At 60.7% G+C, this 18,948-nt stretch carries 21 protein-coding genes and 1 tRNA gene; 10 read left to right on the top strand and 12 right to left on the bottom strand.

The genetic code is table 11. The features are described 5' to 3' along the window. Positions 1–46: 46 nt before the first annotated feature. The 4 genes from glpX to AC0L3L_RS27780 form a co-directional block, all read right to left on the bottom strand. Complete coding sequence (gene glpX, locus AC0L3L_RS27765; RefSeq protein ID WP_473640149.1) at positions 47–1,030, bottom strand: class II fructose-bisphosphatase; 984 nt, start codon at positions 1,028–1,030, stop codon at positions 47–49. Positions 1,031–1,171: 141 nt separating this feature from the next. Continuing rightward, the gene (locus AC0L3L_RS27770; protein WP_473640151.1) at positions 1,172–2,485 is read right to left on the bottom strand and encodes a homoserine dehydrogenase; all 1,314 of its coding nucleotides are present in this window, start codon (positions 2,483–2,485) and stop codon (positions 1,172–1,174) included. A gap of 43 nt (positions 2,486–2,528) precedes the next feature. Beyond that, on the bottom strand, positions 2,529–3,746 hold the full coding sequence (locus AC0L3L_RS27775; RefSeq protein ID WP_473640153.1) for an LL-diaminopimelate aminotransferase: 1,218 nt from the start codon (positions 3,744–3,746) through the stop codon (positions 2,529–2,531). A gap of 78 nt (positions 3,747–3,824) precedes the next feature. After that, on the bottom strand, positions 3,825–4,262 hold the full coding sequence (locus AC0L3L_RS27780; protein WP_473640155.1) for a hypothetical protein: 438 nt from the start codon (positions 4,260–4,262) through the stop codon (positions 3,825–3,827). A gap of 66 nt (positions 4,263–4,328) precedes the next feature. Here AC0L3L_RS27780 and phaC point away from each other — a divergent pair, with 66 nt between their 5' ends. The 7 genes from phaC (at position 4,329) to AC0L3L_RS27815 (ending at position 11,598) form a co-directional block, all read left to right on the top strand. Then, a complete protein-coding gene (gene phaC / locus AC0L3L_RS27785; RefSeq protein WP_473640157.1) occupies positions 4,329–6,164 on the top strand; it encodes a class I poly(R)-hydroxyalkanoic acid synthase in 1,836 nt (611 codons plus the stop codon). 215 nt (positions 6,165–6,379) lie between these two features. Further along, complete coding sequence (locus AC0L3L_RS27790) at positions 6,380–7,639, top strand: YcbK family protein (protein WP_473640159.1); 1,260 nt, start codon at positions 6,380–6,382, stop codon at positions 7,637–7,639. Between the two features lie 191 nt (positions 7,640–7,830). After that, positions 7,831–7,905 (top strand) — tRNA-Glu (locus AC0L3L_RS27795). Between the two features lie 378 nt (positions 7,906–8,283). After that, complete coding sequence (locus AC0L3L_RS27800) at positions 8,284–8,526, top strand: hypothetical protein (protein ID WP_473640161.1); 243 nt, start codon at positions 8,284–8,286, stop codon at positions 8,524–8,526. A gap of 39 nt (positions 8,527–8,565) precedes the next feature. After that, positions 8,566–9,489, top strand: coding sequence for a methyltransferase domain-containing protein (locus tag AC0L3L_RS27805; RefSeq protein WP_473640162.1), 924 nt, complete (start codon positions 8,566–8,568; stop codon positions 9,487–9,489). Continuing rightward, positions 9,431–10,741 (top strand): DUF6895 family protein, encoded by a 1,311-nt coding sequence (locus tag AC0L3L_RS27810; RefSeq protein ID WP_473640164.1) that lies wholly within the window; start codon positions 9,431–9,433, stop codon positions 10,739–10,741. The genes AC0L3L_RS27805 and AC0L3L_RS27810 overlap by 59 nt, the downstream gene beginning before the upstream one ends. 41 nt (positions 10,742–10,782) lie before the next feature. Further along, a complete protein-coding gene (locus tag AC0L3L_RS27815; RefSeq protein ID WP_473640166.1) occupies positions 10,783–11,598 on the top strand; it encodes a TauD/TfdA dioxygenase family protein in 816 nt (271 codons plus the stop codon). Positions 11,599–11,912: 314 nt separating this feature from the next. Here AC0L3L_RS27815 and AC0L3L_RS27820 read toward each other — a convergent pair whose 3' ends face one another. From AC0L3L_RS27820 to AC0L3L_RS27835, 4 genes are all read right to left on the bottom strand, one after another. Next, positions 11,913–12,605: a hypothetical protein gene (locus AC0L3L_RS27820; protein ID WP_473640168.1), complete on the bottom strand. Its 693-nt coding sequence runs from the start codon at positions 12,603–12,605 to the stop codon at positions 11,913–11,915. Between the two features lie 75 nt (positions 12,606–12,680). Next, complete coding sequence (locus AC0L3L_RS27825; RefSeq protein WP_473640170.1) at positions 12,681–14,189, bottom strand: terminase large subunit domain-containing protein; 1,509 nt, start codon at positions 14,187–14,189, stop codon at positions 12,681–12,683. Then, on the bottom strand, positions 14,186–14,605 hold the full coding sequence (locus tag AC0L3L_RS27830; RefSeq protein WP_473640171.1) for a hypothetical protein: 420 nt from the start codon (positions 14,603–14,605) through the stop codon (positions 14,186–14,188). Before AC0L3L_RS27830 ends, AC0L3L_RS27825 begins: the two co-directional genes overlap by 4 nt. Further along, complete coding sequence (locus AC0L3L_RS27835) at positions 14,602–14,799, bottom strand: hypothetical protein (protein ID WP_473640173.1); 198 nt, start codon at positions 14,797–14,799, stop codon at positions 14,602–14,604. The genes AC0L3L_RS27830 and AC0L3L_RS27835 overlap by 4 nt, the downstream gene beginning before the upstream one ends. A 408-nt stretch (positions 14,800–15,207) precedes the next feature. Here AC0L3L_RS27835 and AC0L3L_RS27840 point away from each other — a divergent pair, with 408 nt between their 5' ends. Both AC0L3L_RS27840 and AC0L3L_RS27845 read left to right on the top strand, forming a co-directional pair. Next, complete coding sequence (locus tag AC0L3L_RS27840; protein ID WP_473640175.1) at positions 15,208–15,813, top strand: hypothetical protein; 606 nt, start codon at positions 15,208–15,210, stop codon at positions 15,811–15,813. A 289-nt stretch (positions 15,814–16,102) separates the two neighbouring features. Then, positions 16,103–16,465: a hypothetical protein gene (locus AC0L3L_RS27845; protein ID WP_473640177.1), complete on the top strand. Its 363-nt coding sequence runs from the start codon at positions 16,103–16,105 to the stop codon at positions 16,463–16,465. A gap of 98 nt (positions 16,466–16,563) precedes the next feature. On the opposite strand, the gene AC0L3L_RS27850 is transcribed toward AC0L3L_RS27845, so the two are convergent. From AC0L3L_RS27850 to AC0L3L_RS27860, 3 genes are all read right to left on the bottom strand, one after another. Further along, positions 16,564–16,941, bottom strand: coding sequence for a hypothetical protein (locus AC0L3L_RS27850; protein ID WP_473640179.1), 378 nt, complete (start codon positions 16,939–16,941; stop codon positions 16,564–16,566). A gap of 434 nt (positions 16,942–17,375) precedes the next feature. Next, complete coding sequence (locus tag AC0L3L_RS27855) at positions 17,376–17,585, bottom strand: hypothetical protein (RefSeq protein WP_473487217.1); 210 nt, start codon at positions 17,583–17,585, stop codon at positions 17,376–17,378. Then, positions 17,579–17,908, bottom strand: a complete 330-nt coding sequence (locus AC0L3L_RS27860) for a hypothetical protein (protein ID WP_473640181.1) — start codon at positions 17,906–17,908, stop codon at positions 17,579–17,581. Before AC0L3L_RS27860 ends, AC0L3L_RS27855 begins: the two co-directional genes overlap by 7 nt. 91 nt (positions 17,909–17,999) lie before the next feature. Between AC0L3L_RS27860 and AC0L3L_RS27865 the strand changes: the two genes are divergently transcribed. Then, entirely contained in the window at positions 18,000–18,164 is a 165-nt protein-coding gene (locus tag AC0L3L_RS27865) for a type II toxin-antitoxin system antitoxin (RefSeq protein ID WP_082982500.1), read from the top strand. A 15-nt stretch (positions 18,165–18,179) separates the two neighbouring features. On the opposite strand, the gene AC0L3L_RS27870 is transcribed toward AC0L3L_RS27865, so the two are convergent. Beyond that, the gene (locus AC0L3L_RS27870) at positions 18,180–18,473 is read right to left on the bottom strand and encodes a hypothetical protein (RefSeq protein WP_473640183.1); all 294 of its coding nucleotides are present in this window, start codon (positions 18,471–18,473) and stop codon (positions 18,180–18,182) included. Positions 18,474–18,948 lie beyond the last annotated feature (475 nt).

Below are 18,948 nucleotides of genomic sequence, written 5' to 3' on the forward strand. Positions count from 1 at the left end.
CGGATTGTCATTTCTCACAATATGCGACGGCTAGCCGAGTCGGGAATCAAAACTTTTCCAGATCCTGGTGCCTTGCCTTGATCTCGCGCACGGTGCGCGACGACGAGCGCAGCACGATCGTATGCGTGGTGATGGAATTGCGGCCGAACTTGACGCCGGCCAGCATGTTGCCGTCGGTCACGCCGGTTGCCGCGAACAGCACGTCGCCGCGCGCCATGTCTTGCGCGCGGTAGACCCGCTTCGGATCCAAGATGCCCATCTTCGCCGCGCGCGCCAGCTTTTGCGGCGTGTCGAGGATCAGCCTTCCCTGCATCTGGCCGCCGGTGCAGCGCAACGCTGCCGCCGCCAGCACACCCTCTGGGGCGCCGCCGGTGCCGAGATAGATGTCGATGCCGGTTTCGTCCGGATCGGTGGTGTGTATGACGCCAGCGACGTCACCATCGCCGATCAGCCGGATCGCAGCGCCCGTGGCGCGCACCGCCTCGATCAGCGCGCCATGGCGCGGCCGGTCGAGGATGCAGGCGGTGATCTCCGACACCGGCACGCCCTTGGCCTTGGCCAGGCTGGCGATGTTTTCGGCCGGCGAGGCATCGATGTCGATGACGCCGTCCGCGTAGCCCGGGCCAATGGCGATCTTGTCCATATACACGTCGGGCGCAAACAGGAGACTGCCCTTTTCCGCAATGGCGATGACGGCCAGCGCATTAGGCAGGTTCTTGGCGCAGATCGTCGTGCCTTCGAGCGGGTCGAGCGCAATGTCGACCGCCGGGCCTTTGCCGGAACCGACCTCTTCGCCGATATAGAGCATCGGCGCCTCGTCGCGCTCGCCCTCGCCGATCACCACCGTGCCGTTGATGGCGAGGCGGTTGAGCTCCTCGCGCATGGCGTCGACCGCAACCTGGTCGGCGGCCTTTTCGTCGCCGCGTCCGCGCAACCTTGCCGCCGCAACCGCAGCGCGTTCGGTGACACGCACCAGTTCCATGGTGAGTATCCGGTCAAGGCCGGCGACGATGTTCTGGGCAACGTTCATCGGTGGACAATCCTCGTTGGCACATTGCCTCCCGCCAGAGGCGCGCCGGTTGTGTCAAAGCTCCATGACAACAGCAAGACCTGGGCGGGCCTTTTTTGAAAACGCAACGATATCAATCGATTGAAGGAGAAGGAGAAATCCCTATTCCGCGCGCTCGATGCGGATAACCTGCGGCTTGTCGGTCAGATGATCGTCCTTGGTGATGCCGTCGACCGCCTTGCGGACAGCCGCTTCCGTCGTCTCGTGGGTGACGAGGATCACCGTCTTCTGCAAGGCGGTATCCGGCCCGGCGGCGTGCTGCACGATCGATTCCAGCGAAATGTCGTTGTCGGCCATGCGCTTGGCGATGGCGGCAAAGACGCCGATGCGGTCATGCACGGTCAGCCGGATGAAATAGCCGCCGGCATGGCTGCGCATCTGCGCCTTCTTGTACGGCCGCAATTCCTTCGCCGGCAGGCCGAAGACCGGACCGTGCTGGAAACCGGGCCGGCTCTTGGCGATGTCGGCAATGTCGCCGACCACCGCCGATGCGGTGGCGTTGCCGCCGGCACCCGGACCGGAGAGCAAAAGCTCGCCAAGGATATCGGTTTCGATGGCCACCGCATTGGTGACGCCGTGCACCTGCGCGATGACCGAAGCCGTCGGCACCATGGTCGGGTGCACGCGCTGTTCGATCCCGCTTTCCGTGCGTTGGGCGACGCCGAGCAGCTTTATCCGGTAGCCAAGATCGCCGGCTGCGCGGATGTCGGCCTGGCTGATGTTGGAAATCCCTTCCATGTAGATGTCGTTGGCGGCAATCCTCGTGCCGAAGGCAAGGCTGGTCAGGATCGACAGCTTGTGCGCGGTGTCGTGCCCTTCGATGTCGAAGGTCGGGTCGGCCTCGGCATAGCCCAGCCGCTGCGCGTCCTTAAGGCAGGCGTCGAACGACAGGCCCTCTGCCTCCATGCGGGTCAGGATATAGTTGCAGGTTCCGTTGAGGATGCCGAAGACACGGGTCACCGAATTGCCGGCCATCGCCTCGCGCATCGTCTTGATGACCGGAATGCCGCCGGCCACCGCCGCCTCGTAATTGAGCAGCACGCCCTTCTTCTCGGCGATCTCGGCCAGCGCCACGCCATGCTTGGCGAGCAGCGCCTTGTTGGCGGTGACGACGTGGCGGCCGGCTTCAAGCGCTGCTTTCACGGATGATCGCGACGGCCCTTCGTCACCGCCGATCAGTTCGACAAAGACATCGATATCGGCGGCCTGCGCCATTCCTACCGGATCGTCGAACCACTTGACCGCGTCGAGATCGACGCCGCGGTCGCGTTTGCGATCGCGGGCCGAAACGGCTGACACGACGATCTCGCGGCCGCATTGCCGCGTCAGTTCCGCAGCCTTGTCGCGCAGCACGCGTGCCACCGACGCGCCGACGGTGCCGAGACCGGCGATTCCAACCCGCAACGCTTCAGCCATGTCCGGCGACGCCCCTCAAGGATTTGGTTATGTGATCAAGCACTCAACGATGCGCGGCGAGCGGCACCACATTGTTGGGCTGTTTGGCGCTGGACGTTAGGAAGCGCTTGATGTTGCGCGCCGCCTGCCGGATCCGGTGCTCGTTCTCGACCAGCGCGATGCGCACATGATCGTCGCCATGCTCGCCGAAGCCGACGCCCGGCGCCACCGCCACATCGGCGTGCTCGATCAGAAGCTTGGAGAATTCGAGCGACCCGAGATGCTTGAACGGCTCCGGGATCGGCGCCCAGGCGAACATCGACGCCGCCGGCGCCGGAACGATCCAGCCGGCGCGGCTGAAGGCGTCGACCATGACGTCGCGGCGTTTGTGGTAGATGTCGCGCACTTCAGCGATATCGGCGCCGTCGCCGTTGAGCGCGTGCGCGGCCGCCACCTGGATCGGCGTGAAGGCGCCGTAGTCGAGATAGGATTTCACCCGCGTCAGCGCCGAGATCAACCGCTCGTTGCCGACAGCAAAACCCATGCGCCAGCCGGGCATGGAAAAGGTCTTCGACATCGAGGTGAACTCGACCGCTACGTCGATCGCGCCCGGCACCTGCAGCACCGAAGGCGGCGGATTGCCGTCAAAATAAATTTCCGAATAAGCAAGATCCGACAGGATGATGACGTCGTTCTTCTTGGCGAAGGCAACCACGTCCTTGTAGAAATCGAGCGAGGCGACCTGCGCCGTCGGGTTCGACGGATAATTGAGGATCAACGCCAGCGGCTTCGGGATCGAATGGCGAATGCCGCGCTCCAGCGCCGGAATGAAGCCGTCGTCCGGCTCAACCTGCAACGAGCGGATGACGCCGCCCGACATGATGAAGCCGAAAGCGTGGATCGGATAGGTTGGGTTGGGGCACAGGATCACATCTCCGGGCGCGGTGATCGCCTGCGCCATATTGGCAAAGCCTTCCTTCGAGCCCAGCGTCGCCACCACTTGCGTGTCCGGGTCGAGTTTCACGCCGAAACGGCGGGCATAGTAATTGGCCTGGGCGCGGCGCAGGCCCGGAATGCCGCGCGACGATGAATAGCGGTGCGTGCGCGGGTCGCGCACGACCTCGCACAATTTGTCGACGATGGCCTTGGGCGTCGGCAGGTCCGGATTACCCATGCCAAGGTCGATGATGTCGGCGCCGCGCGAGCGGGCACTGGCCTTCAGCCGGTTGACCTGCTCGAAGACATAGGGCGGAAGCCGGCGGACCTTGTGAAATTCTTCCATATCATTTCCAGTGGTGGGTCAATTCCAGACGGTCAAAGTGGTTTTGGCAAAGGTGCTTGTCGGTCGCGCGATATAACCCTATTTACAGGTAGGGTCGAGAGCAGGATCGCATTTGGCTTCGATCTGCTTCAGCGCGTCGGTGCCGTGCTTCTTTGCCAGTGTGGTCAGCGCCGCTTGGTTCGTGGCCTTGACCGCACCGCCTTTTGAGCCCTGCGCCTGCTCGTCGGCTTTCAACTGGGCGAGCTTGGCGTTCTTTTCCGCCTCGGTGAACTGCTCTGCCGCCGCCTGCGGCGGGATATTCAGGTTGGGATAGGTGCCGGTGTTCTTTGGCCCGTCGGCAGCCGCGACAGGCCTGGCGCCCTCGACGTTGGTGCTCGAACAGCCGGCGATCGCCAGCAGGACGATCGCCGCCCCCATGCGGCAAAAACGACCAGTGCCAGAAAAACCAGTGGTAGAAAAAACAGCGTCGCCAATATTAATCGTCATATTGTTTCCTTGGCAGCCGAGGTAGAGCACGTTGGACCCTGTCGGACATCCCATGGTAATATGTCAAGAAAACGCTTCGGGAGGAACCCGCCAACCATGTCCAAAACACCCGATTCGGGAAAAACGGAAGATGAGCGGCCTTCCACCGTCGAGCAATATCTGGTGAAGGACCCGGAACGCTTCGCCTTGAACATGGCGCGCATGATCGAGCAGGCCGGCAAGGCGGCCTCCGCGTGGGCCGAGCCGCGGGAAAAAGGCGAGGTGCGCGATCATGTCTCCGAGCCGGTCGTCGACATGGTGAAGACCTTCTCCAAGCTCAGCGAATACTGGCTTTCCGATCCGCAGCGCGCGCTGGAGGCGCAGACGCGGCTGTTCTCCGGTTACATGACCGTCTGGGCCAACTCGATCCAGCGCCTCAGCGCCGGCGGCGAAGACGCCGAAGACGCGGTCAAGCCCGAGCGCAGCGACAAGCGCTTCCAGGACCCGGAATGGGGCCGCAACGCTTTCTTCGATTTCCTCAAGCAGGCCTATCTCGTCACTTCGCGCTGGGCGACCGAGCTGGTCGAGCACGCCGATGGCCTGGATGAGCACACCCGGCACAAGGCCAGCTTCTACGTCAAGCAGGTATCCAACGCCATCTCGCCATCGAATTTCATCCTGACCAATCCGGAACTGTTTCGCGAGACCATCGCCTCGAACGGTGAAAACCTGGTGCGCGGCATGAAGATGCTGGCCGAGGACATCGCCGCCGGCAAGGGCGACCTGAAACTGAGGCAGGCAGATTACTCGTCCTTCGAGATCGGCAAGAACCTGGCGACGACACCCGGCAAGGTGGTGGGCCGCAGCGATGTCGCCGAGATCCTGCAATACGATCCGGCAACCGAGACCGTACTCAAGCGGCCGCTGCTGATCTGCCCGCCATGGATCAACAAATTCTACATTCTCGATCTCAATCCGCAAAAGTCGTTCATCCGCTGGGCGGTCGAGCAGGGCCACACCGTCTTCGTCATCTCCTGGATCAACCCGGACGAGCGCCACGGCACCAAGAGCTGGGAGGCCTATATCAGAGAGGGCCTGCAATACGGCCTGGACACGATCGAAAAGGCCACCGGTGAAAAGGACGTCAACGCCGTCGGCTATTGCGTCGGCGGCACGCTTCTGGCGGCGGCCCTGGCGCTGATGGCGCAGGAAGGCGACCACCGCATCAAATCGGCCACCTTCTTCACCACGCAGGTCGATTTCACCTATGCCGGCGACCTGAAAGTGTTCGTCGACGAGGAGCAGGTCGCGGCCGTCGAAAAGGCAATGAACGAGAAAGGCTATCTCGACGGCACCAAGATGGCGACCGCCTTCAACATGCTGCGCTCGGGCGACCTGATCTGGCCCTATGTCGTCAACAACTACATGCGCGGCAAGGATCCCCTGCCCTTCGACCTGCTCTACTGGAATGCCGATTCGACCCGCATGGCCGCGGCCAACCATTCTTTCTACCTGCGCAATTGCTATCTCGAGAACAGACTTTCGCAAGGCATGATGGAACTGGCGGGCCGCGTAGTATCGCTGAAGGATATTACCATTCCGGTCTACAACCTCGCCTCGAAGGAAGACCATATCGCGCCGGCGCTTTCGGTGTTCCTCGGCTCGAAATATTTCGGCGGCGAGGTCGACTACGTCATGGCCGGCTCCGGCCACATCGCCGGTGTCGTCAATCCGCCGGCAGCGCAGAAATATCACTACTGGACCGGCGGCAAGCCGGCGGGCGACTTCGACCAGTGGCTCGCCGGGGCGACAAACCATCCCGGCTCCTGGTGGCCGCACTGGCAACGCTGGATCGAGGCCAAGGACAACACCCGCGTGCCGGCGCGTAAATCCGGCAATCACATGAAAACCCTGGGCGATGCGCCAGGCACCTATGTCAAGGTGCGAGTGTAACCTTCTGTAATGTGTGGTGAGTTGACGCGCCGCTAAAAGAGGGCGAAATGGAGCCGTCAACCCTTAAGCAGCCCTGATTCCTCTCTAGCCGTCGAAATACTCTGGGGCTTGCGGATTTGACACAGGTCTCGTTTCCGTTCGGGGACAAGGGTTAATTTCGGCGAGACGTTCCGACGCCGCGCCAATGATTTGCCGGCCGGACATCGAGGGGGAATTTGGTTTTGAAATCAGCAGGATCGCGCCTCGCGAAGGGAGAAAGCCGCGCCATTGCGGCCGCGCTTTTCTCCGTGCTCCTGGCGTCCTGCACCTCGGCCGGTGACCCGTCCCTGTCAGTCGGCATGCCCGGTTATAACGCCTCTGCTACGGATATCAGCACGGCCTCTGGTACCCAACAGGTCGCCGTCGATTCGTCGTCGCAGATCACGACTTCACAGATGACGATGACCGCCGAGGGCGACGCAAGCCTTCCCGAGCAGGTCGCTTATGTGCCAATGGCCAAGCCGGGGACCCAGGCCCCCCAGGGAGGCGCCAAGTCCGATGCCGGCTTCCCCGTCACGGCTCCTGCGCGCGCAGACGCTACTGCGGGCCAGACGCCGCAGCCACAGGAACAGTCGGCGCAGACGGTTGAACAGGCCGACGCTGCTGCGCAGAAGACTGAAACCGCCGATGCAGGCACGGCCGCGCCGAAGTCCAAGGCCGAGGCCGCCGCGCCGGCGATGAACAACCCGGTTTATGTGACCGCCGGAGAGCCGCAGCCGCAAGCCTATGCGCCGAAGAAGAAAGGGTTCCTCGCCTCTTTGTTCAGCGCCACGCCCGCCTCGGCGGCCCCTGCCCCGCAGGCCAACAACAGGTCGGGCGAGCAACCGAAGGCGGCGCAGCCCAAGGCGGCGGCAAAACCGACCATCACCTTGGCCTCGGCCAAATCGGCTGAAAAGCCGGTGCAACTGGCTTCGATCGGCGATACCAGCCATTTCACCGATGACGCGCTGCCTGGCGTACGCAAGACCGCACTCTTCGAGATCAAGCGCAAATCCGGCCTCGACGACGACAGCGACGTCGATCTGAACGAGGATGAAGGCGGCGCCTATCAGGTGGCATCCGCTGCCGGGCTTGCCCGGCTGGCGCCCAACGGTCTTTTGAAGCAGACCGAGAATGTCGACGTTGCCTGCCTAAAACCTTCGCTGGTCCGCGTGCTGAAGACGATCGAGGGCCACTACGGCAAGAAGATGATCGTCACCTCCGGCTATCGTGACCCGGCCCGCAACCGCCGCGCCAACGGCGCCAAGAATTCGCTGCACATGTATTGCGCCGCTGCCGACATCCAGGTTCCAGGCGTCTCGAAAGCGCAACTGGCAAGCTACATCCGCAGCATGCCCGGGCGCGGCGGCGTCGGCACCTACTGCCATACCGAATCCGTTCACATCGACGTTGGTCCCGAGCGCGACTGGAACTGGCGCTGCCGCCGGCGGCGGTAACGGCTGGTTCTTTCTCTCCCTTTATGCAACGTCCGCAATGTGCCGTCTCACGACGGCATACGGTGCCGCGTCGAACCGGGCTAAATCGCCGAAAATGCGCGGCTTTGCGGCCACTGAAAAAAGTTGTCGCAGGCAGCGGCAGACGGGTTGCCGGTTTGGTGCAACGCAACTATAAGCGCTCACATCTGAGCGCGCCCATCGTCTAGCGGTCAGGACACCGCCCTTTCACGGCGGTAACAGGGGTTCGATTCCCCTTGGGCGTACCACTAAAACTAAATTAAATCAGCAGTTTAGGTTTTTGACACCGCCCCGCCGGAAGCCTCCGAGTTAAAAGCGGGGTAATAACGGGTGCAGCCCGACCGCACGCTGCTGGGCTACCGCCAGCCGATCCCGGCGTGGCAAGATTGCGGTCTCGCGCGTTTCCTCGCCAAAGGGCACACACCGGCTCCCTTAGTAGGCGTTAAGTCGTTCGCATTTTAATAACCAGCAGCTCGTTTTGCTTACCATGATTGCCTTAAGGTAGGTCGATAGTTGACCACATACTGTTTTTAGTTAATAATATTGAATGATGGCGAATAGAGTTTAAATCTGCATTGCGGAGCCATCATGACAGAAGGTACAATTTAATCTTTATGGAGGAAATTATGCCTATTCAGCACGTCGATAAACTTGCACAAGCTTTGCATGACGCTGGAATTGTCAGTCTAGATGCCAAATTAAGCGATGTTCTCAAGATTGGTGGAGTGGGTGAACTCACGCCGGGCTCTCAAGTTTCCAGTGGCGCTGTTGCTTGGGACGGTTACGTGGTGGTTTACAAGGGCATGCCGAGTGGCGTGAACGAATTGCAAAACATCGTCAATCCCGCAACCACCCGCCCAGGCCGCTGAGTCTCGCCTCAGGCAATCACGACGAAAACGGGCAAGAACATGCGTTCGGTCGTGGTAGATTCTCCGGCCGCAGCCATAGTGAGTTTGCTTGGGCTGCTCGAGACCGAGCCTCCTACTCACTTTGTGGATTTTGGCTGTGGCCGGGGAGCGGTCCTGCTGCAGATTGCGCAGCATTTCCCGGACTTGCCCTGCATCGGGGTGGATTGCGACAAGGCCGCGCTCGGTGTCGCGCGTGGAAATCTCGACAACGCGGGACTGAGGCGTGTCCGGCTTGTCGAGGGTGATGTGCTTGAACACATCGGTCTCGCGAGCGATGTCGCCTATTGCTATCTAGGTGGCGCGCTAAACCAGCGGCTCGGGCATGCTCTGCTTGATGCCGATGCCTGCGATCGGCTAGTCGCCGTACGATACCCAGTAATCGGCGCCGTTCCCTCGGCTCGCCTTGCTGCGGGTAGTGATATAACGCTGTATGTCTATAGTCGCAGGGCTGGCGGCGGTCTCATCGAATGGGATGCGCCAGCGTCTCTGGTGACAATCCCCCATAATACGGCATACCTATTAGGCAGAGCCATACGGGTAACTCAGAAAGCCAGTCTCACGGTTTCGTATCGCGTCTTGCGTCCCGGTGCGGCGGGAATACGAAATGTGGAATTCGGACTTGCGCCGGCGCGCGCGGGTGTACCGATTGTCTGCGACATGCTGCTGGACAGCGCACCAAACATGGATTGCGGAGATCTCACCGTCATTGAAGTGATCGTATGTGCAAATGACGTGCCCCTGACGCCAAGCCACCTATTACTGATCAAGACGGCGCTGCCGGGTACGAAGCCGCAAGAAAGCATCATCGAGGATTGGGACGGTCTAAGCAGGTTGCTGGCGACATTAATCGTTGCAGGAGACGCGGATGACGGAACTAGGCAGAATGCACGGCGTACAGGCAGTGCTGGAGCAGCGGATTATTAACTGCGTTGCCTGGGCAAGTGAAGCGGTTCGTTCCGCCGCGTGCTATCCCGAACGGTGGACACCGCCGCAACTTCCGACGGAGGAGACCGAACTTTGTCGCCCATTCGACAAGATGTTGAACGAGGCGGCTCTGCTCGCTCTAATCACGCATCGCGCTATTGGTGATCATCCGGCGATCGCCAAACTCCTGGAAAATATCGCCAGATCAGATGCTGCCCTCGGCCGGATCTACGAGTTGATCCGCTGGCATCCCTATCTGTGGACTTCGCTCGGTGCAGTATGGGTTGTGCTCGACCGCTTCTCGCTCGGCGACCTCGGCAAGCGAGAGCGGCTGCGCCGTTTGTGGGAAGAGCCTGCGCCTGTTCACCCGCGGGAACGAGCACCGTACCGATTGCTGGACCAGGCTTGGTTGCGAAGCATTGCCAGCGGTCACACCGATCCGCTATTGGAATCCCAGACCCTGCTTGGCTGTTCATCCTTCGGTAATCTTGAAGGTGGGTTGTTCATGTCAACTAGTGACCTTTACGCGGTCACACACACGCCAATGTATATGACGGATTTCGGCCGGCGCGGGTTACTACCGGCGCCCTCAGGGTGGATCGGCAGCCTTGGACTCTGGCGGCTGCTGATCAATGATCTGGACCTAGCGGCTGAATTCGCAATCGCGGATGCCCTTACCTCACAGAAACTGAGTAACGAAACGTACGCAATTCTTGGAGTTCTTGGAGCGATGCATGATGCACTAGGCTTGATCCCGTCGCCAACCTACAGGGCGGAAGATCATGCAGATTCTGCCGCTCCATCTGACTACCTTGTATTCCATACATACCATAGTACCTTCGTTTTTGGACTGCTTTGCGCGGTGCTGCACACTAAGCACGTCGCGGAGCCCAAGGTCGCTGCATTATTGGCGCATTGGCCGGCCGCGTTGCCGGAGGAGTGGCATGGGAGGCGCCGCGGCATCGCCGGTTCCGCCCACCAAGTCACTCACACTATTGAGTCTTGGTGCACCCTGGCCGAGGCGCGCGGCGCCATCATGGACGCCGAGGCGATACTTCGCGGGACGCTTGACGCCTATCTGCTGGAAGCGATGGCCGAGAACCGGACAGATGAGATATTGCCGCTTCTCGGCATGCGTCGCGTGGCCGGACCAAGCGCCGTAGATACAGCGATGCGCCGACTTCTTTCAACGCGGGCGGCTCTCAGTGGCGAGTCGAAATTGCAAGAATTCTTTGCCGTTTGGGAGACCTAGCTGCGAAACTGCAAGCAAGAAGTGAAAGGCGAAGCTATATTATGGAATGGCGGCCCCTGACACCTCGTCTCGGAATGGAGATATTTGGCTTTGATATTTCGAGAAGTTGCGATGAAGGCGAAATCGCCAATCTCCGGGCGCTTTTGTTGCAGAAGGGCGTTTTGGTGTTTCGGGACCAAGGTGCGCTAACACGAGATGCGCATATCGCATTCGCATCGCGCTTCGGCTCTCTCGAGACTACCCCGAAGGGCGAGGCCACTCATCCGGCTGTAATACGCCTGAGCCACGGCCCCGGCGCTCCACCTACCGAGAATATATGGCACAGCGACCAAAGCTTTCGTGCGGCGCCCCCGCTTGGCTCGCTTCTGCGAGCCTGCACGATACCATCTGTGGGTGGAGACACCATCTTTGCCGACATGCGCCAAGCCTGGCTGGGGCTAACCCAACCATTGCGGGATATTCTACGCGGGTTAACGGCAGAACATGATATCACCAAGCACGCGCCAGGAGACAAGGCTGCAGAACTGCGTGCAACCGTCCCGCCGATAGAACAACCGGTCGTTCGTGTCCATCCAGAAACTGGAGAGTCGATCCTCTACGTAAACATCGCCTATACCACGCGGGTAATTGGGCTTTCTATCGGCGACAGCGCGGCTTTGCTGGACCACCTGTTCAGGCAGACATTGGTGCCGGAGTTGCAGTGCCGGGTGCGCTGGACACCGACGACTTGTGTTTTTTGGGACAATCGGTCGCTTCAGCACTACGCGGTAGGCGACTACATGCCAGCCGTTCGTATCTTGGAAAGGGTGACCATTGCCGGGGATCTGGTTCGGGGCCAGATCTCGCCGGCATCGTGAGATCCACCACTTCCTGTCGCCTCCCGTGTGAGGGCAAACCGAGAATGAGGTGCGAAACAGCGTGGCGCCCACTCCACTACGTCTTTGTCGGCGGGAGATCAGCTTCGGCGATGTCCTGAAACGGCTGGTTTGAGCCATTTCGAGGGGCGGCTAGGCAATGCCCGACAATGGCGCAACTACCCCCGTTCCGGCAATGGGGTCGGAACGGCCAATTTTCCACCCTGAGCGGGGCCTATGATTCTGGTATTAAGCGTTAGATTTTAACCACTCTCATGACGCTACGGAGCAGGCACTGACCCGCACGAGATTTCCTTTCAAGCCGCTATTCCACCCGGCACCGGCTCTCGAATGCCGCGAACCTTATCGTCCCGGTCGATGCGAGTTTCCGTTCTGGCCAGGATCATCCGCTGGGCCGCCGCGATCCCCTTGCGCAGCACTTCCAGAGCCTCCTCAGCTTCCTTGCGACGCTGGACCTGTTCAGGGTGCAGAGCCGATCTCGCGCGATCTCTGATCACGTTGAGACCTTCGTCCTTAAGCCCTGAGAGAAAGCCGGGGGCGTGCAGCACGGCCCCAACTACCCGCCCGTCGTCTAGATGATTCAACACGAAACCAGTGGGGTTTTCGTGTGCTCGTATGTGGGCCCGAACCTCCTGCGCGAGCGCAACTTCGGCTATGCCGGTGGGGGCCTTCGGGAGGTCGACCATCCCCGACTCGAATAGCGAAACAGCGCTGCCAACCGCGCTCTCGGCCGAGCGAAGCGGCGCGAATTCAAAAAGGTCTCCGACAGCACGGCGACCGATTTCTGCGCGCTTCCGATAGATGCCCTCCGGACTGAGGTCACTGTCTTGCTCCACCGCGCGACAGTTCGCGTCAACGGCGATGACTAACGCACGTGCGGCGGCCACGGCCTCCTTGAGTTTCTCCCAATGGATCGCCGTGCTTGGCCACCGGGTCGACGCCGGCGCAATACGAGCTTCGATCTCGATTTCAGTTATCTGTTTCGGCATGGATAGGGTCCTCTCGGTTCAGCAAACAGCATTTTGTGTGTGGGCAGCGCGGGCTTGACGAAACTCGGTCCCAGGTCACTGCATCAAGCCCTCGGCTTCATCTTCGGTCAGGTAGCGGCGCACCCATGCTCGCGGTCGCCCCTCGTCCCCTACTTCGCGCCAGGAGATGAGCCCGCAGCCACCGCAACCGCCGATTGATCCAGCCAATACAATCGCCTTGGCCGCTGAACCCGCCATCGTCAATGCGCCCGCAACGGCATTCGCCAGATCGTCGTGGCCGCCCGGGGGGTGATCCACGATATCACGCCCGCTTCGGCTGGTCCGCCGCTCCAGTCCGACCAGTTGGCTCTCCAACCGAGTGACATCGAGGAGGTCCACGCGGCGCGAATTGATCGCGGGAACGAGTGCAAGATAGAGATCGGAGCGGTTCCGGTCGGACAGGCGGTAGTCGACGCCGTAGCGGCGAAACAATTCGCGCGGAAACTCGCCTCCGTAGCGGTCACCCGTGACGGAACGAATCCCATAGGAGCGGATCAGGGCGGCGAAGGTTGAGACGACAGCCTCGGGCGAGAAAGGTGGCATCGCCTCCCGGATGGCATCCAGAACGGCGTCTTCGCCCTCGGCGTGCGCGATAGCCAGCGTCATGCTGTCGGCGCTACCGCCCGACGGATCGACGAAAGCGACGTACCGTCCGCCCGGGACCGGCGGGCGCTCTCGAACGCCGGGGGAGACGCAGGCCGCAACGCACTCGCGAGTGACGAGCATCTCCATGTCGGTGCGGAATTCGGCCATGTATTCCGCGCGAGCGGATGCCGCATCGCGCGCCAGCGCCTCATCAATGACCGAATGCGGCACCGAGGGATTCATCTCTCGCGTCGTGGCTCGCCAGACCAGCGGACCGGCCTCCTGCCCCCAGTGCAGACGGAATGCGTCCCACAGCGCACCGCGCCGGGCATAGGGACTGGACGCGCACAGGAGCATGGCACCGGGAATCGTCGCCATGCCGGGGCGGATGGCATCGAGGATGGCATAGTCCGGCTCAGCGCTGTCGTCGGTTCGCCAGAAGGCAAGCTCGTCACACAGGACGGCGGCAAACGTGTAGCCGCGCGTGGAGCGATGAGAGGCGGTGCCAACCTCGATCGTGACGGAGTTGTTCAGGTCGAAGGCCTCGGCCGTCTCATTCTTCACCATCATGAACAGGATTGGGATGTTCGTCAGAAGGCCCCGCACGTAGCGCATGATCGTCCGGGCCTGCTTCCGGTCGGCAGCTATGACCAGGATGGTGGCGCGCTCCCCGGGCTGAAGGTGCTGACGATACTGCCGGAAGCAGGCAAGGTAGACCGCGATCAGCGCCATTACGAAGCTCTTGCCGCCGCGCCGACCGACCACGAGCCAAGCCTCCGACGAAGGCTCCGTCGGCGGGTTCAATCGCCCGGTGTGGTGCCGAAAAAGAACCAACTGATCGTGGTCCAACGGCAGGCCGAACAACACTGCCAGGTAGGTGAACCAGACACGCCAAGTCGCTGGGCGGCGAAACCACGGGCCGAAGAGGTTGGGATCGGCGCACGCCTGCAGGATGTTCATGCGACCGCCTCCTGGGCGACGGCGTGCATGTACTCGTCGATCGTCGGGGTGATGTCGCGCGACCGGCGTTGAAGGTCGGTCATGTCGAGAAGGCGGCGCAGTGTATTGGCTAGACGCGAGTACAAGCTGAGCGTGTCGAGGTCGGGTCCTGCATCCCCGGCCAGCGCGAAGACACGTTCTAGCCGCTCCATCTCGACGGTTATGGCAGCGGCGCGCCTGATGATGCTCTTCTCAGCCTCGCTGCAGGCCTCGACACCGCCAAGGTCGGAGACGTGCAGTGCCATCACGTCGCGCATGCGGCGGACCCAGAAACTGCGGCCACCGACGCCCGGAAGCAGGTCCTTGCCGTTCGTGATGCGGGTACGGTGGGTGGCCGGATACACCGGCCTCACGCCCGATGCCGCGGGCTTCGTCACTTCGGCGCTCGCCTTCCGGACTGGAACGCTATCAGGCCAGCCTTGTGACTGCTGACGAGTTGCCGCAGCGCGGCCCGAAGGCCCCCTACCTCGGCCGCAAACGCGCCGACCGTCATGCAGTCGCGATAGAGGCGCACGGCGCGAGGACGCAAGACGCGGATGAGGTCGTCAGCGCCGACGCCCGATGTCTTCATCGCTGGCCCTTCGGCCGGGGGAGAGCGAACGACCGACGACCTGAGACCTTTGCCCGGTGCCACTCGGGGGCGAACGGAGGGGTAAATAGGCGCCATATTAACCTCCATATTAGCTGACGGAGGCTAGTATAGCTTAAAACTCGGATATAAGTATTTGATTATCTTAGCTTTTGCTGGCTAAGGCGGGCTATCGTTTCCGCCGCGTAGGGGGCGGAGGGTTGGCAAGCAAGCCCACACGCATTCATTTTTACTGGCGCGAATCATCGCCAGTGCGCGTGCCGGAAAAATGGCTCGGCATCAGGTCGCTAGTGGTCGACCAATCGCAAGAGATTGGCAGTGCAGAGCTTGCGGGATGCGACATCTACTTATAAGCGTCGCTCCCAATAGGAGCCGTTTTGGGAGGAACAGATGTTATACGAATTAGACGCCTCGAAATCGACCATAGACTTGGTCGCGGACGGTATTGTAGCCACGCGAACGAAAGACGGTGCGAAGAGAACCGTCACGTTTGCGGAAATTAAAAATACCGCGCTATTTCCGCCGGCGTTTATGTCAGCCGGAACTTGGCGTATTTTTTTGGTATCGGGCCAGCGCTTTTCCGTTCGCTTCGATAAGCAGTGGGCGCAAGCAATAGAAGACTTAGATAAAAAAGTTCGTGACCGAGTGAGGACTGTAAACCAAGGCAACATAACTGCCGATGAAAGAGAGCCCGACCGAAAATTGCCGTCGATCTATGAAATCACCCAGGAATACAACGAAAATGGGAGAATAGGCCGGTTCTTATTCATCGGCTCGCCGATCGCGAGCGCCGTAGGTTGGGTGTGGTATCTAGGTGAGGCATCGAGGAGCTATGGGGGAAACACTCTCCTCCCGGCTCTGGTGATGATCGTTGCCGGAATCGCCCTGCCCGTGGGCATCTCTGGGATGCTGGTGGGCCGGCGCTATACCGTGAAGCTCAGTGAGCAGAAGAGACAGCAACCGCAAATGCAAGCGAGCCCAGACCATCCCAATTGAGACCTGTCGCCATGCCTCAAGCGGAAGAACCCACCTGAATTGGGGATCGGCGGCACGCTTCTTCGGAAAGGGCTCAGATTCGTGAGAGTGGTGGCGCTTAAACTCGGGATGGTTCGCGCCAGCGGCTACGCCCCCGCCCCCGCAGGCGCGTGCGGCAGGCGACCCGAGGGTAGGTATCCGCCAGGGCCGCCGGCGAGCCCCGCGGTCCGCCTGCGGCCCCAGTAGCGGATGCCGGGGCCGCCCGCTGCCTGCCCGGCCACGGGCCGGGAAGGCCCGCACCCGTTCACATATGACGTCCAAACAGTTGGCCGGCCTCCTGGTGTGGCTCGATGAACAACAGGAAATAGTGGAAAGGGCGTGGATATTCGGGTCGCGGTTTTCAGGGCAGCGGCGTGAAAAAGACACGTCCAACGGGCCCGATGTTGACCTTGCAGTTGAACTGCAGATCTCCCCAGACGGCAAACGTAATCTTTGGCTACACGAATTGCGTCACCGCTTGCGCGAGTTCCTCGACAAGAACGGTGCTGCCCTAGATCTCAGTTCAAACGAGGGGGAAGCCAATTTTGTCCATCTAGAGTTCTGCATTGAGGGATGGAAGGTCACTGACTATGTGGCCGAGGGCGCGACATTGATTTACCCCTCGACGGGATGAAAAAGCCCGCCACCGTGGGGCAGCGGACCCGTCGCGAGATAGATCGATAGCAGCGTTCGTGTCGGCGGCGCGGGTCAATGCGGTCAGCAGTGGGATTTTCATCGGTGCGTCTCTACGAAGGCCTTGCACTTGGGTGACAACTGCCCGCTCATGCCTACAAGATCGCATTTGCCGATCGGTGTGTTTGGGCAAAGCAGTTTGTAGTCACGGTTGCATGCCTTGCCTTCGAAGGATTTGAAAGTTTTTACCTGTTGTGGGCTGGTTCCGCTCGCTGGCAATAGGCCGGGACCGATGTCCATCGCGCCATCCTTGCTGCCCTTGCCGCCCTTACCGCCTCCACCGCCTCCTTTCGCAGACGCGATGCCAGAAATGGCGGCGCATACGACAGTTGCACTCAGCAAGGAAAGCAATGCCCGACGTGATGTAGACATTTGTTCAACCCCTCTCTTTTGAACGATGATTTTCCAGCTAAGCATAAAGCATCAGCAATTGCTAATTTGCGCCGTTCGAGTTGTCAGTTGTGAAAAGCCCGCCACCGTGAGGCAGCGGGCATTCCGATCAGACTTCGCGGAATAATGATGGACCTGAGACGTTGTCGATAGAGAACACCCTACCAAAGGAGGTTATCGATATGCGCCTCTTCATCCTGTTTTCGGTATTACTTTTGACTGCCTGCATGACAGCACCACGCGGCGAGGCTCCACCCGCACCGGCAACCGCGTCTACATCGAGCGGGGGCAGTAGTGGCAGTGCCGGCGGTACTGGCGGTACTGGCGGTGGCGGCTACTAAAGACGCGATCGACACTCAGTTTTGGAAATCGCAGAGAACGTTAATCGCGCCGAACTGACCGCCCCAGCAAAAAAGCCCGCCACCGTGAGGCAGCGGGCCAACTCGGCGGCCGGGCATTTCTCAGTTTGCCTTCTCGCGGATCGCCTGGAAAATGTAGGAACGGAACTTGGCGCCCAACTCTGGCGAGAGGCGGAATGAGCGCCCGCCGCTGGCGTCTTCGGTCTTGAACACCAGGATCATGTCCCCGTTCGCCGGGTCGAAGTTCGGGATGATGTATTCCAAGCGCTCGGCTTTCTCCAGGTAGTGGGCAACGCGGTCCTTCTTCAGCATGACGCATCCCATCCGAGCGCTTCATAGTAGGCTTGCCTAGCCTTTTGGGACATCGACTCCGCGGTGCAGGCAACGAAGACAAGCCGATCGGCCTCGCCTTGGGTCAGCACATGATTGGGGCCGGACGGTTTTGCGGTTAGTCCCATACTGTCCATCATGCCTACGAGGACATCGAGCATGTTGATAGTGTCGCAGAGCAGCGGCTCCAGACCGAAGAAGGCTGCCTTTTCCTTGTCGGCGCTCATGACGCACAGTCTAGGATGTGGCGGCGGTTGATTCTCGGGCATGCCTTCGGCGGCTGCCCGAACAGTGATGTTCGGCATTTGGTTTCTCCCGTGGTTTAGTTTGCTTATCCTCTCACAATCTCATACAATGTCATCAATCGTCAACTACATTGTATGAGGATCGCACACCATGGTCAGGACGGCTCCGATTTCGTTCCGCATCGAACAGGGGTTGAAAAATGCTCTGGAGGAAGCGGCGAAGGATGACATGCGGTCTGTGTCATCGATGGTCGAGAAGATCCTGACCACGTATCTGCGGGAAAAGGGCTACCTGCCGAAAGGCGCAGCAGAATAGCTATGCTCGTCACCGTCAGCCGGGAGGAGTGTAGAGCGGCTCTCTGCATCGATGAACCAAGCACTGGCCATCGCGCGTCGGCACAAACCCTACCGCTGGGATTTCCGACCAGTCGCACGCATTGCTGTACCGGCGGACGTAGAGGGCATAGGTGTTCGGGCCGGTGGTCAGCACCGCCGAGCCATGGCTCTGGATTAGCGCCTGCGTCTGTTGGCAGGTCATGACGCGGGTGTCCGGCCTGGCCTGGGCGAGGGTTGTGAAGGCAAGCGTGACCGCTGCCGAGGTCAACGCAATCCGGCGAATGGACATGACGAGAATCCCATGATGAGCCATTTGGTTGAATGAGCCATTTGGTTGACAAACTCGCATGTCGCAGGGCAGCTGTGCAATGGCGGCCTCCAAATCGGAATTCCGGACTGGAGCAAACCGCCCGCCCCGTGCGAACTGACGGCGTGCCGCTGGAGCCCGCAACCGAGGACGCTCTCAACTCCATCGCGGCTGAAATGAAAATTGGCCGGGCGGATCTCATTCAAACCGTGCTCCGCGAATGGCTGGAGACAAACGCCTATCTGCCAGTCCGAACGATATGGGCGGCGTCAGGATAGTGGCTACGAAGTTGCCGCGTGATTGAGGAACGCCGCGCGTTGCCGACTCTGCTCGCCCGCGCCGACGAGGTGGAGCGGGCGGACATGCCCCGTTAAATCGATCTAGTGTCCTGATTCCGAAGTTCTGACGATTTTAGCCTGTTGGTCGCCGGTTTTGAGGGTTGCGAGGCAGAAGCGTT

The organism is Mesorhizobium sp. WSM4849 (genome assembly GCF_055811385.1).